Genomic DNA, 13,335 nt, shown 5'->3' with positions numbered 1-13,335 from the left:
GGTCTTACTCAAGGGAGGTTATAAAAACGTCAGGCCTTGTGCACCTTGTCGCTCTTGATTCCGTTCCTCGCGAAAACGTTCCTTGTATCCACAATCCGTTGTGCATGTCTTTCTATGAAGCCGTAGTCATAGGGCGTATGGTCCGTTATCAAGAGTACAAGGTCCGCTTTTCTCAGCGTTTCCTCCGTGAGTTCTGCGGATTTCATGTCGATATCGGGATAATGGTGGTGCCCTCTGCATACGGGGACGTACGGGTCGTTGTAGCTGACCTCCGCGCCGTGTTCCTTTAAGAGTTGTATAATCTTGAGTGCGGGCGACCTGCTCTGGTCGTCAACGTCTTTTTTATACGCGACTCCCAGCACGAGAATCCTGGAACCGTTAACCGGCTTTCCGGCCCTGTTCAATACCCATGCCACTTTTTCCACAACGTGGTTTGACATGTTAGCGATTACCTCGGCCGCAAGCTCTATGAAGTGAGTGGTGCAGTCATACTCCTTAGCCTTCCACGTCAGGTAGAACGGGTCTATGGGGATGCAGTGTCCGCCAAGGCCCGGCCCCGGATAGAACGGCTGAAAGCCGAACGGCTTGGTTTTTGCAGCCTCAATGACCTCCCAGACGTCTATCCCCATCTTGTCCAATATTACCTTCATCTCGTTTATATGGGCGATGTTCACCGCCCTGTAGATGTTCTCCAGGAGTTTCGTCGCCTCAGCGACCCTCGTCGATGACACCGGCACCGTCCTGACGACAATCGAATCATACAGGGTCTGCGCGGCGGCAAGGCATTTACCTGTATACCCTCCTACCACCTTCGGGATGTCCGCCAAAGAGAAGTCCTTGTTGTCGGGGTCTATCCTTTCAGGCGAAAATGCCAGGTAGAAATCCTCACCGGCCTTTAACCCCGTCTTCTCAAGTATTGGTCTCATCTGCTCGTCGGTGGTGCCCGGATACGTGGTGGATTCCAGGACTATCAGTTGTTCCTTACGAAGGCACCTGGCGATGGCCTTTGTTGCGCTGAGGACGTATGAGAGGTTGGGTCTGAGATGCTCGTCGAGAGGCGTTGGCACACAGACAATAATACAGTCCATGTCCGAAAGTCTTGAGAAATCGGACGTCGCCGAAAACAGCGACGAGGCCCGTTTGATTTGTGACGCGCCTATATATGTAATATAGCTCTTGCCCTGCGCGAGCGACTCTACCTTTTCTTTATCTGTATCAAGGCCCGTTACGTTAAAGCCTGCCTTGCAGAACTCAAAGGCAAGCGGCAGCCCGACATAACCGAGACCGATAACGCCGACCTTCGCGTCTTTTGATTTGATTCTTTCTACAAGGTCCATTCTCGCGTCTCCTGAGTAAAGAAAAGGATACACGCCGGATAGGCCCTTAGACAAGAACTTTTTTGGCCGTATGAGTCGGGTATGTCATGGTCACACCATGACATCGCAACAGCGGTCTTCAGGCCCGTTGAAAACCCTTGTCTCAGGCCGCGGAATGATATACGCTTTAGGGGATTTAAGTAACAGACAGATTACTTAATGGGGCGTTAATTTATACACAACTGGTTACTCGCCAAAAGCACGTCCAGGGTATTTATGACTGGATTTTGCGGGTTGGGTTGATGTAAATATCAACGACGAGAAGGGTAGCCCGAGCAGAGGTTTTAACTATATGGCCAAAGAGCGTGAGAGCGGAATCTCCAGACTCAAGCGGGCGGAGGTGGCGCTGCAGGAAAGCGAAGGGCGCCTGCATGCGGTCCTCGATAACGTAGTAGACGGCATTATCACCATCAATGAAAAGCGCATCGTCCAGTCGTTTAATTCAGCGGCGGAAAAGATATTCGGCTACTCACCCGGCGAGGTCATCGGCAGGAACGTCAACATGCTGATGCCTGAGCCATACCACAGCCAACACGACCAGTACATAGGCAACTACCTGCGCACGGGGAAGGCCAAGATAATCGGCATCGGCCGTGAGGTGGTCGGGCGCCGTAAGGACGGCTCTACCTTTCCTCTGGACCTGGCGGTAAGCGAGGTGCGTCTGGGCGGGGAGCGGCTCTTCACCGGCATCATACGCGACATCACCCAGCGCAGGCGGGCAGAAAACGAACTGATAGAGAGCAGAGAGCGCATACGCGCAATAGTAGATAACGTAGTAGACGGCATTATCACCATCAACGAAAAGCGCATCGTCCAGTCGTTTAATTCAGCGGCGGAAAAGATATTCGGCTACTCACCCGGCGAGGTCATCGGCAGGAACGTCAACATGCTGATGCCTGAGCCATACCACAGCCAACACGACCAGTACATAGGCAACTACCTGCGCACGGGGAAGGCCAAGATAATCGGCATCGGCCGTGAGGTGGTCGGGCGCCGTAAGGACGGCTCTACCTTTCCTCTGGACCTGGCGGTAAGCGAGGTGCGTCTGGGCGGGGAGCGGCTCTTCACCGGCATCATACGCGACATCACAATGCGCAAGGAGGCGGAGGAAAACCTGAAGCGGACTATGGAAGAACTGGCACGCTCGAACGCCGAGCTGCAGCAATTCGCCTACGTCGCCTCGCACGACCTGCAGGAGCCGCTGCGCATGGTGTCGAGCTACATGCAGCTGCTTGAACGGCGTTATAAAGACAAGCTGGACAAGGACGCCGGAGAGTTCATCAACTATGCAGTAGACGGCGCGGTCCGGATGGAGAGGCTTATTCTGGCGCTGCTGGAGTACTCGCGCGTGGGCACACGGGGCAAGGCGCCAGAGCCAACAGACAGCTCAGAAACATTCGACCTTACAGTCACCAATCTGAAGGCCGCCATTGAGGAGAGCGGCGCGGAGGTGACCCACGGCGAGCTGCCGACCGTGATGGCCGACCCCATACAACTCGGCCAGCTGTTCCAGAACCTTATAGGCAACGCCCTGAAATTCCGCGGCGACAAGCCGCCGAAAGTCCACGTATCCGCAGAGGTTAAGGGTGGAATGTGCCAATTTTCGGTACAGGATAACGGCATCGGCATAGAGCCGCAGTACGCCGAGCGCATCTTCGTCATCTTCCAGCAACTTCACAGCAGGGAGGAGTATTCCGGCACCGGTATCGGCCTGTCCGTGTGCAAGAAGATAGTCGAGCGGTACGGCGGGCGGATATGGGTGGAGTCGAAGCCGGGAAAGGGCTCAATTTTCTATTTTACACTTCCAACAGTTAAGGGATAAAATACAAAAATGGAACTTCACGACAGACCTATCGAGATACTACTGGTGGAGGACAATCCCGGTGACGTGCGCCTGACGCAGGAGGCCTTCAAGGAGGGCAGGGTCCGCAACAACCTTAGCGTGGTCATGGACGGTGTAGAGGCCATGGCCTACCTGCGCAGGGAGGGCAAATATGCCGGGGCGATCCGTCCGGACATTATCTTACTGGACTTGAACCTGCCGAAGAAGGACGGACGCGAGGTGCTGGCAGAGGTCAAGGCCGACAAAGACCTGAAGCGCATCCCCGTAGTGATACTGACCACCTCAAAGGCCGAAGAGGACGTCCTGAAGACCTATAACCTGGGCGCCAACTGCTACATAACAAAGCCCGTTGACCTGGACCAGTTCATGGGGATAGTAAAGACTGTCGAGGATTTTTGGCTCACTATAGTGAAACTGCCACCGAGATGAGAGAAGGGGAAATGGAGAGCGAAAAGATTAACGTGCTACTGATAGAAGACAATCCGGGCGACGCCCGTCTTGTAAAGGAGATGCTGGCAGAGGCGCGTGACGAGCCGTTTAAACTGGAGTGGGTAGGCCGTCTCTCCGGGGGGCTGGAACGTCTTGAGAAGGGCGAGATAAACCTTGTCCTCTTAGACCTCGGACTGCCGGACAGCGTCGGGCTGGACACCTTCCGCGGTGTCCACGAAAAGGCGCCGGAACTGCCGATAGTAGTGTTCAGCGGTTCGAACGATGAGACGATGGCGATTGAGGCGGTGAAACAGGGGGCACAGGACTATCTGGTCAAGGGGAATGTGGACACCAGTCTGCTGGTCCGCTCCATGCGCTATGCTGTCGAGCGCAAGAAGGCCGAGGAAAAGATTAAATACATGGCCTATCACGACGCCCTGACCGGGCTGTCAAACCGGAAACACTTCAGGGAGAGTCTTGACCAGGCACTGGAGCACGCAAGGCGTACCGGACGGATGTTGGCCGTTATATTCCTCGACCTGGACCGCTTCAAGGTCATTAATGACACGCTGGGGCACGACATAGGGGACCTGCTGCTGCAGAGCGCCGCGGGCAGGCTCAAAAGCTGTGTGCGTAAGGAGGATACTGTCGCCCGTCAGGGAGGTGATGAATTTACTCTGTTAATAGTTGAGGTCCCCCATGTGGAGGACGTGGTCGGTATTGCCGGTAAAATTATAGAATCCATCAAGCAGCCGTATATGCTCGAAGGCCATGAACTCTTTATTACCACCAGCATGGGGGTTGCCTTCTTCCCGAATGACGGCGAAGACGCTGAGACACTGTTAAAGAATGCTGATACCGCCATGTACCGGGCGAAAGAGGAGGGGAGGGATAAGTACCAGCTGTATTCACCGAGTATGCATACCAATGTGCTTGAGAAACTGGAACTGGAAAACAGCCTGCGACGCGCTCTGAAAAATCAGGAACTTATGGTATACTACCAGCCTCTGGTGAATCTCAACACCGGGGAGATTGTCGGCATGGAGGCCCTGGCACGCTGGCGGCACAACCAGAGGGGTATTGTAGCGGCGACGGAATTTATCCCGCTGGCGGAGGATATCGGGCTTATTATACCCATCGGGGAGTGGGTGCTGCGGACTGCGTGTAAGCAAAATAAGGCCTGGCAGGAGGCCGGGCTTCCGCCCGTATGCGTGGCGGTGAACCTTTCGGCCCATATGTTCCAGAAACAGGGTCTTCCAGAAGTAGTCGGCCGCGTATTGAAAGATACCGGTCTGCCCCCCAGTCTTCTTGAACTTGAGATAACGGAGACCGTCTTGATGAAAGACCTGGAAGCCGGTGCCAGGACCCTGGCCGAATTAAAAGACATGGGGGTACACGTGGCTATAGACGATTTTGGTACCGGGTATTCTTCGCTGAGCTATCTGACACGCCTGCCGGTAGACAAGTTGAAGATCGACCAGTCTTTTGTGCGTGACCTTACGATACATCCTGACAACGACGCAGTCGTGAAGGCGACGGTTGCCATGGCGCACAGCCTGAAGCTGAAGGCCGTTGCCGAAGGTGTGGAGACCCCGGCACAACTGGAGTTTCTGCGCTCGGCAAAGTGTGACGAGATACAGGGGACGCTGTTCAACAAACCGGTCCCGCCGGAGGAGTTTGAAAAACTACTGAGAGAGGGTAAGCGCTTGTCGTCAGTCCTGGAACATGGGGTGGGGAATTAAAGGCATTCCCTTCTTCTCTAAAACCAGGGCCTTCTGAATCGCACCATGGCCGTCGTCCCCAGGGTTTGAGACGGAGGCTCTTCTGCCAGCAGGTCCACCTCAGATACTATGGGGGTCTCTGCAGGGCCATAATACTTCCTGTACACCAGGGGCAATTTATGGCTGGCCGGATAAACCGCCCTGATTTCTCCCAGGTATTTGTCTCCGTTCGCGAAAATAACGGTGACTCTTTTCCCTACGTATATCTTCCCCTCGTCTGCCGGGTCAAAATAGGTCTTAACAAATATCTTTGACGGGTCGGCAATCCCGATAACCGGCTGCCCCCTCAACGCCATCTCTCCCACCTGCTTGTATATCTTTGTCACCACGCCGCTAATCGGCGCCAGAAGTTCGGTCTCCAGGAGGAGTCCCTGGTGTTCTTTTCTGTCTGCCTGTACAAGCTCGTGATAGTAGTCGTATTCTTTCTTATGGGTCTCATACGTCGTCGTCGCCACGGCTGCCGCTGTCGATAGGACGGAGAGATTGGCTTCCGCCTGCCCGAAGGCACCCTGTATCTCCAGGAACTGGGGGCGTGTAATGGCTTCCAGTGCCAGCAGTCTCTTTGCCCTGTCATATTCCCCGCGCAGGCCGTTTACCAACTCCTCCTGGTTCCTTTTCTCTTGTTCCGCAAGTTTGAGCTCACTCTCCGCCTTCACAAGCTCGTTTCTGGAGAGGATGTTCTTCCGGCCGACTTCTGTCTCTTTGCTGGTTATTTGTGCTTTCAGGCTGGATTTGTCCAGAAAGACGACGGGCTCTCCCTCTGTCACCCGGTCGTTTACGCCCGGCTTTATCTCTATAATCCTGGCATTAAGCTTGGACTCCACCTTGATGGAATCGGCCTCGAGGACTCCCCTGCCTTTGATGTAAAATACCTTGCTGAACCCCCAGGCCCCGAAACCGATGACAATCGCGCCAAGGATGCCGAAATAGACGACCTTCCCCCAGGGGAAGCCCCTTCTTTCCCTCTCTTCAGGTGTGATCATGGATGCTGTTCGTTTTCTAAAGCGCATCGTTACTTTACCGCCAGTGCCCGATAAGAATCAAAGTCATGGATGGCGAACCCCATAAAGGAGTGGGTTGCGGACAGTCTGTTACCCACCTCAATCATGAGTTTCTCCAGGTCGGTCTCGTCCGGAAAATCCCCGGCGTTGAGACCCACTATAACGCCCTTGTCAGCCTTAACGACTGCGTCTATCTCCGCCCGGGCCGCGCCGATTACCTTCTCAGGAGTCTTTCTCTCATAGTCCATAACGGTTATGACATCGACCGTCTCTACAATCTTTTTGAACACTGAAGGGTCTACCTTCTCATAAAAGGTGGGTATGTCTACCTCCAGCAGCAACCCGGTCTCGGTTGCTATTTCGGCCTTCGCCAGGCCATAGGTGTCCGCCAGCATCTTCAAAAGTTCTTTCTTTTCTGAGCCCCATTCCTTTAAGGTGTGGGGTTCGATGTCCAGGTGAATGCCGTCAAATCTTGCTCGCTTGCCGTGGACGGCGTTATAGGCCACAATCGACTGTATGCGTTTTATCAGCCTCGCCCTTTTCCTCGGATAGACCCAGAGGCTGTCGCCAAAGAGTGCGGATATCTTTATGTTGTTCTGGTGAAGCCTTGTAATGAAATCGGGCATGTCTGTGTTCCGGGGCAGGGAACCCTCCATCTGCCTGTTAACAGAGAAGAACACCCTGTCGATACCCTTTGTCTTGCAAAAGGACACAAAGAACGCCTCCTGCGGGTCATTGCCCAGGACGTTCTTCACATCCCATACCCAGAGGGCCCTGGGGTAGAGTTTTCTGCCGCCTCCACCCGCAAGATTGTATACGCTCAACTCCTCCGGCTGCGATACGCCGGCCAAGAAAAGCAATTCATAGTAGCTCTTCATCTTTTCGTATTCCGCAAGCCTTTTCTCCATGTCCATCTCTACGGCTTCCGCCTCCAATATCAGAAGATTGACACGGTCGGCCGGTACGGTGCTTACGGCGTTCTCAATTCTCGCCCGCTCTATTCTCATCTCTTCTCTTTTCAGCTCCATCCCCTTCTCGGCGTTCAGGCTTCGGATGTTTTCGAGTGCATATCTCTCATAGGCCCGTCTTATTTCCCTCCTGGTCTCTTCGGCAACGGCCTTCGCCTCCGACTCCCAGAATCTTTTCGCCTCAGTAAACCGTTTCCGCCTGCTTTTCTTAAGGCCCAGGTAACTCAAGGGGATTGAAAACCCGACTCCCACTTCCGGGCCGGACCTCCACTCCCCTTCCTTGTTTTTCCTGAAACGGTAACCGCCGAATATCTCCGCGTCTATGTCCTCATAGGCGGAGGTAGACGCCCTCGCTTCTTCCTGTTTCGCGTTGGCTTCAAAGAGTTTTATCTCTCCTCTGTTCTTGAGAGAGGCATGTGTCAATTTTTCTTCCGAAGGAAGGGGAGGCAGGGGCCTAATGTCTCTTATCTCTATCTCTTCCGCCATCAGTCCCAGCGACAGTGCCAGGAGGTTTCTGCTGCTTTCGTAGTTGTTCCAGAAGGTGAGAAATGACTCCTTTGCCTCAATCAGGGCCCCCTCTATTTCCAGTACGTCAGAGAGCAAGGCCTCTTTCTCCAGTTGCCTTATCTTCATGATTGCCAGCAAATTCTGGTAGATGTCTTTAAGCTGGAGGTAGAAGTCTGCCTGGGTCTTCTCCTCCAATATGTCAACATATTGCTCCCTTAATTCATAGATTGCCAATCTCTGTGCCTCTTCAAATTCCGCCTCCGCGCCTTCTACCCCGGCCATCATTTCCTTTATCCGTCCGGGCCTGATCTTCAACAGGTCTACCAGGTCCTGTTCAACGAGCATCCACACCTGGTATTCCTTGTGAATTTCTTCTTTCGTTACTTTTCCGCCACGGGGGCCGTATATAAAAAGGATGTCGGCGTCGGGACCGTAGCTTAGCCCGGTCTCGCCCAGTTCGCCCTTTGCCGAATTTACCAGGTGGCGGGCCGATTCTACATTGGCGTCTCTCTCTACGGCCAGTTGCTCGAGTTCTTTTAGACCGTAGGTCTTTCGTGGGGGCTTAGTCATATCGGAGGCATAAACCGTCTGGAATAAGAAGACCAGTATGGACACGGCCAGAAGACTTAAAGTCTTGTGGCTTACCATCTTATCATCCTCTCCCTTACCTTGTACGGGGCAAAAGGATCATGGTACGAGTAACGGAATACCAACTCCTGGAAGTATGCCACCACTCTGAAAATCTTCAACATAATTTTGTAGGGGTTGTATACCGGCAGGTAAAGGAACAGCCCCAGGTTTGACCAGCTTCTTGTCAGAATTGCGGCGATTATCAATTCTAAACACTCGGCCAGGAAATAGGCCAGGTAGTTTACTACCAGTATAAATATCATTATCTGGCGATAGTTGACAGAAAGGTCTATCAAATAAACGAGACTCAGTACTGCGAGCACCACGTGGAAGAATATCGTATCCATAAACGAAAGGGTGGTCCGGATCATAAAGTTCTTGGAGAAGGGGTTAAAGACGTTTTTGTGCTTCATGATTCTGGTTTTGACGAGGTTCCTGTTCCATCTCATTCTCTGTCTTAACAGGTTGTACAGTTTGTCCGGCACGTTGGTAAGGCAGACGGCGTCCGGGGCGAACACTATTTTATAACCCAGCTTCCTGATCCTGATTGTGAGGTCCGAGTCGTTTCCCGGGCCGGGTTCGTGGCCGCCTACCTGTTCCACGAGTTCACGTCTGAACCCCCCGAACGCGCCCGATACGATGGGCAGTATACCGAAGTTCGCCCGGATCCTGCGTCCGACGTCGATGGTAAAGAGATACTCTATCTGCTGGAGACGGGTCAGCAGGGTCCTTTTCGCATTCCGTGGCCTCAGGTTTCCTGCTACGGCGCCCACCTTCGGGTCGGCAAAGTTCTTTATAACGTTAAAGATGGCGTCTCTGTCAAAGGTGGTGTCTGCGTCTATGAAAACAATGTATTCGCCTCTGGCATATCTTAGGGCGTGATTCAGGGCGGCGGACTTCCCGGCCCTTTCTTCAAAACGGAAATACGTGACTCTTTCCTGCTTCTCCAGCCTGCGGCATATTCTCGGGGTACTGTCCGTTGAGCCGTCGTCTACGATTATGATTTCAATGTTTTTGTACGTCTGCTCGGTTAGAGAGCGGATGGTCCATTGTATCGTGTCGCCCGCGTTCAGGACCGGGATAAGGACGGAAACAAGCGGCGGGTTCTCCATCAGACTTTCGGCAAACGCGCTCCTTTTTTTCCTGGGCGTGCCAAGCCTGATCATCTCGTATATAAAAATGTAGACATCGGTCAAGACGTACCTGGGAAAGTCAAAAAGAAGAAAGAACCAGTACACGCGGACGGTCTTTTCCCAGCTGAAGGACTGTAAGTAGCTGATGACGTCTGTGACGGAGTAGTCTGTCATTTCATCTTATCCAGGACGATGTCCAGGTCTTCCACCTCCGTGCGGAGGTCTATGATGTTGTAGTTCAGGTCTAATCCTGTCTTAAAGACGGTGTTGCTTTTTTCTCTCAGCCTCTCGAGGGCCTTTTTAACGTTTATGTTGCCACAGTTCGTGCAGAGGGCTAGGAATTCGTTGCCGTCGAGCTCGGTCAGGATGTCGGTTTCTCTAAACGTTTCCTTGAAGATGGTCGCAAACTCCCTGGTGAACATGTGCGCATAGGTAATACCTTTTGTGTCAAGTATCTCATCAAAATTCTTCATAGTCACCCTGGCCAGAGCCGAGTCGTAGTCATAGCGTCTACACCTTAACACCTCCAGCCTGAAGAGTTCCTTAAATGCCTCGTATTTGTACAGGTCGACCTCGCCTTTTAAGATGTTCATAAGGCCCATCCTGGGGAGTACCCCGTTCTCGGCAACCGTCCGGCCCTCGGGGGTAAGGGAGTATACCTTTATATACTTGAGGAGGGTTTCTTCAGGGGGAAATATCTTGTCACAGTTAAGGCAGTGACACTGCACCGTACTCTCGTAAAAATTGCTGCTGCATGAGGTACACCACAGGTCCTCGGTGGGCCTGTCATAATCGACGCCAATGTGACGGAGCTCCCTCCCGCATTTAGGGCATCTCAGGACGGGACCCTCCCTGAAGTCTATTTCTTTCCCGACGTAGGCACATCTGAAGTGATGGATAGTCGGCTCCTCCTTAATCATCAGGGAACGGCACTCGGGGCATATCTCCCGGAAGTTTATCTGGAAATGCTGGCAGAAAGGACACAGATTGACCTTGTCTTCCATCTCCCATTTAAGCAGGCGCGCCCTTTCCTGCCCTTCCAGAAGGCCGGCTTCAGCACCGGGAGACATGTCAAACAATGACCGGACCAGGGCATAAGAATACCCTATGCTGGCGGCGGTGTCTCTTCTGGGTCTCAAGAGATAATTTTCTCTGGTGTAAAGGAACCGCAGGAGCAATATCTCTAACTGCATTTCTCCGCTTAATGTATCAGGCACGGCGGCAAGCCCTTTTACCCTTTGGGATATAGCGAGGAGCCTTTCTATCTTGGGACGCAGGACGTCTTGTTGGACAGGCAGGACTAACACATCGTCCACAACGTCCGTGACCTGCTCAAGAGGGCGTTCCGAAAGGATTAACAGAGGCTTGAGAAAAAACTCCGGCCGGGACCTTAGCTCCTTTACAGCTTCTTTGCCCCATTGCTCGTCCTTTACGTACGGCATAATAACGTCTGCCGAACGCAAGCCCGAGTCGGTTACCGAGTCGACAACTTCCACGCTCAGGCCACTTAAGTCTTCAAGCAACCCCTTGCGTACGTCCCGCTTCTTTGGGGCCAGTAAGCAAAATTGCGCCTGCTTGCGCTGTGCAATCTTACCCATGCAACAGCCCTCCCCTATTTTAGATACAATAAAATAGGTGTGTAATAAACTTTCATGCCCGTACCTTTAAATTAACAAAACCCCCCGGACATTGACAGAACAAGAATGCTATAAAAGTAGCCTTAATCTATAAGTTTACCACATATCTTGGTGCTGCCCAGTAGTATTCACCATTCCAAACATCATAACATACCTGCGGCAAACCCCTTATGAGCTCAGAGGAAAACCTTTTGTTGACCGGCAAATCCGTGCATGACCAGATTTCCCCTTACACGTCCTAAAAGACTTTCTATACAATCTGCTATCGTGTAAGCTGTCCCAGAGCTCCGGTGGAGGTGTACCTCTTGAGGGCAGTTTGGAGTGTTTATTTGATGATTTCTTGACAATAAATAAGGCTGTTTCAAAGAGGCCAATCCTAGCCGTTTATATTATAAATAATGAGGATAACGATGCTGACAACACATAACCTATTTATCTTTAAATCCAACCGTGTTTTTGTTAGTATCTTAGTAATCTGATGATGGTTACAGTCTTTTAAACTAAGGGCTTAAGTTGGTTCTCGTAATCGACAACTACGATTCCTTTACCTATAATCTGGTCCAGTGTGTGGGAGAGCTGGGCAGGGAGGTAGAGGTGTTCAGGAACGACAAGATTACTGTCAAAGAGATTGAGGGTAAGTCGCCGGACCACATAATTATCTCCCCCGGCCCGTGCACGCCAAAGGAAAGCGGTATATCTAATGATGTAATAAGGCACTTTTCCGGGAAGGTGCCGATACTGGGGGTGTGCCTGGGGCACCAGTGTATCGCCCACACGTTTGGTGGCGAGGTGGTGAGGTCCCGCAGGTTAATGCATGGAAAGACCTCCATGGTACATCATGACGGAAAGCGTGTTTACAAGGGACTGCCCAATCCCTTTGAGGCTACACGGTATCACTCCCTCATAGTGGGGGAGAATGGCTTGCCCGATTGCCTGGAGGTGACGGCCAGGGCTGACGAGGACGAGATAATGGGGCTGAGACACAAAGAATATGTACTGGAGGGGGTACAGTTTCACCCGGAATCTTTCCTAACTGAAGTGGGGCCGAAGATAATACGTAATTTCTTTGAGCTTTGAAGGGACTTTGAAGAGTTTTAGCGACCGGCTTATAGAAGCACTTGAAGAGAAGGGTACCCCGGCAGTAGTGGGTCTGGACCCTCAGCTTCAATCGTTGCCGCCTGAGATAAAGACCAAAAACTTCAAGCGTTTCGGAAAAAATCTCAAGGGGGCCGGCAGGGCCATCCTCGAATTCAACCGCCGCGTCCTGGACGTCATATCCCCGCATGTGGGTGTGGTAAAACTTCAAATCGCATTTTACGAGGCCCTTGGCCCGCATGGAATTGAGTCCTACCGGAAGACCGTCCGCCTTGCACTGAAGAAAGGGCTTCTTGTCATTGGGGACATAAAGCGTGGCGACGTTGGACACACTGCGGAGGCCTACGCGCGCGCGCACCTGGGTGAGATGGACATAGACGGCTCCACGGTTCAGGGATACGGCGTGGATGCCGTTACGCTCAACCCTTATCTCGGGTCGGACAGTATCATGCCTTTCCTCAAAATGGCAAAGGCCAATGGTAAGGGTGTATTCATCGTTGTCAAGAGTACCAACCCTTCTTCGAAGGACTTTCAGGACAGACGCTGTGGTGCGGAGAGGCTTTGCGAGCTTGTGGCCAGGAAGGTGAATGACTGGGGTAGTGGTCTGGTGGGTAAGTCGGGTTACAGCGCGGTGGGTGCGGTAGTGGCCGTGACTTCACCGGGCGTGGGGAAGCGCCTGAGGCGTCTTATGCCGCGGGCCTTCTTTCTTGTGCCGGGTTACGGCGCTCAGGGCGCGAAGGCCGAAGACATGCGGCATTACTTTGACGCTAACGGCTACGGGGTCATTATCAGTTCCTCCCGGTCAATAATCTTTGCGTATGAGAACCCGTCATGGAAAAAAAGATATGGGGCGAAGGACTGGGAGAGGGCGGTTGAGGACGCGGTCATTAGGATGCGGCGGGACATATCCCGCGCGACTGGCGCGGTGTGGTGAG

Annotated in this window: 10 protein-coding genes; 5 read left to right on the top strand and 5 right to left on the bottom strand. The window is 52.7% G+C overall.

Annotated features, from left to right (window positions below):
• Positions 1-29 precede the first annotated feature (29 nt).
• Complete coding sequence (locus tag NOU37_03640; GenBank protein ID MCQ4574329.1) at positions 30-1,337, bottom strand: nucleotide sugar dehydrogenase; 1,308 nt, start codon at positions 1,335-1,337, stop codon at positions 30-32.
• 331 nt (positions 1,338-1,668) lie between these two features.
• Between NOU37_03640 and NOU37_03635 the strand changes: the two genes are divergently transcribed.
• Genes NOU37_03635 through NOU37_03625 form a run of 3 tightly spaced genes read left to right on the top strand, consistent with a single transcriptional unit; the run spans position 1,669 to position 5,390 of the window.
• Positions 1,669-3,198 carry a PAS domain S-box protein gene (locus NOU37_03635; protein ID MCQ4574328.1) on the top strand — a complete coding sequence of 510 codons (1,530 nt, stop codon included), beginning with the start codon at positions 1,669-1,671 and terminating at the stop codon, positions 3,196-3,198.
• A gap of 9 nt (positions 3,199-3,207) precedes the next feature.
• A complete protein-coding gene (locus NOU37_03630; protein MCQ4574327.1) occupies positions 3,208-3,648 on the top strand; it encodes a response regulator in 441 nt (146 codons plus the stop codon).
• 11 nt (positions 3,649-3,659) lie between these two features.
• Positions 3,660-5,390 (top strand): EAL domain-containing protein, encoded by a 1,731-nt coding sequence (locus tag NOU37_03625; protein ID MCQ4574326.1) that lies wholly within the window; start codon positions 3,660-3,662, stop codon positions 5,388-5,390.
• A gap of 17 nt (positions 5,391-5,407) precedes the next feature.
• Here NOU37_03625 and NOU37_03620 read toward each other — a convergent pair whose 3' ends face one another.
• From NOU37_03620 to NOU37_03605, 4 genes are read right to left on the bottom strand one after another with little or no spacing between them, the layout of a single operon-like run.
• On the bottom strand, positions 5,408-6,412 hold the full coding sequence (locus tag NOU37_03620) for an HlyD family efflux transporter periplasmic adaptor subunit (protein MCQ4574325.1): 1,005 nt from the start codon (positions 6,410-6,412) through the stop codon (positions 5,408-5,410).
• Positions 6,413-6,441: 29 nt separating this feature from the next.
• Positions 6,442-8,553 (bottom strand): TolC family protein, encoded by a 2,112-nt coding sequence (locus NOU37_03615; protein ID MCQ4574324.1) that lies wholly within the window; start codon positions 8,551-8,553, stop codon positions 6,442-6,444.
• Positions 8,547-9,842 carry a glycosyltransferase gene (locus NOU37_03610; GenBank protein MCQ4574323.1) on the bottom strand — a complete coding sequence of 432 codons (1,296 nt, stop codon included), beginning with the start codon at positions 9,840-9,842 and terminating at the stop codon, positions 8,547-8,549. Before NOU37_03610 ends, NOU37_03615 begins: the two co-directional genes overlap by 7 nt.
• Entirely contained in the window at positions 9,839-11,266 is a 1,428-nt protein-coding gene (locus tag NOU37_03605) for a diguanylate cyclase (GenBank protein MCQ4574322.1), read from the bottom strand. Before NOU37_03605 ends, NOU37_03610 begins: the two co-directional genes overlap by 4 nt.
• 552 nt (positions 11,267-11,818) lie before the next feature.
• Between NOU37_03605 and NOU37_03600 the strand changes: the two genes are divergently transcribed.
• Both NOU37_03600 and pyrF read left to right on the top strand, forming a co-directional pair.
• On the top strand, positions 11,819-12,382 hold the full coding sequence (locus NOU37_03600) for an aminodeoxychorismate/anthranilate synthase component II (GenBank protein ID MCQ4574321.1): 564 nt from the start codon (positions 11,819-11,821) through the stop codon (positions 12,380-12,382).
• A gap of 7 nt (positions 12,383-12,389) precedes the next feature.
• Complete coding sequence (pyrF, locus tag NOU37_03595) at positions 12,390-13,334, top strand: orotidine-5'-phosphate decarboxylase (GenBank protein ID MCQ4574320.1); 945 nt, start codon at positions 12,390-12,392, stop codon at positions 13,332-13,334.
• The last annotated feature ends 1 nt before the right edge of the window (position 13,335 follow it).

It is taken from the genome of Candidatus Bathyanammoxibius amoris, assembly GCA_024451685.1.
Classification (GTDB): Bacteria; Planctomycetota; Brocadiia; order Brocadiales; family Bathyanammoxibiaceae; genus Bathyanammoxibius; species Bathyanammoxibius amoris.
Note: the sequence above shows the minus strand (reverse complement) of the source record. Positions and strands in the feature narration are given on the sequence as shown.

Excerpts from the sequence above, each read along its gene's own strand:
- NOU37_03610 (MCQ4574323.1), bottom strand. The coding sequence starts at position 9,842 with ATGACAGACTACTCCGTCACAGACGTCATCAGCTACTTACAGTCCTTC.
- NOU37_03620 (MCQ4574325.1), bottom strand. The coding sequence starts at position 6,412 with ATGATCACACCTGAAGAGAGGGAAAGAAGGGGCTTCCCCTGGGGGAAG.
- NOU37_03605 (MCQ4574322.1), bottom strand. The coding sequence starts at position 11,266 with ATGGGTAAGATTGCACAGCGCAAGCAGGCGCAATTTTGCTTACTGGCC.
- NOU37_03615 (MCQ4574324.1), bottom strand. The coding sequence starts at position 8,553 with ATGGTAAGCCACAAGACTTTAAGTCTTCTGGCCGTGTCCATACTGGTC.
- NOU37_03640 (MCQ4574329.1), bottom strand. The coding sequence starts at position 1,337 with ATGGACCTTGTAGAAAGAATCAAATCAAAAGACGCGAAGGTCGGCGTT.
- NOU37_03630 (MCQ4574327.1), top strand. The coding sequence starts at position 3,208 with ATGGAACTTCACGACAGACCTATCGAGATACTACTGGTGGAGGACAAT.
- NOU37_03625 (MCQ4574326.1), top strand. The coding sequence starts at position 3,660 with ATGGAGAGCGAAAAGATTAACGTGCTACTGATAGAAGACAATCCGGGC.
- NOU37_03635 (MCQ4574328.1), top strand. The coding sequence starts at position 1,669 with ATGGCCAAAGAGCGTGAGAGCGGAATCTCCAGACTCAAGCGGGCGGAG.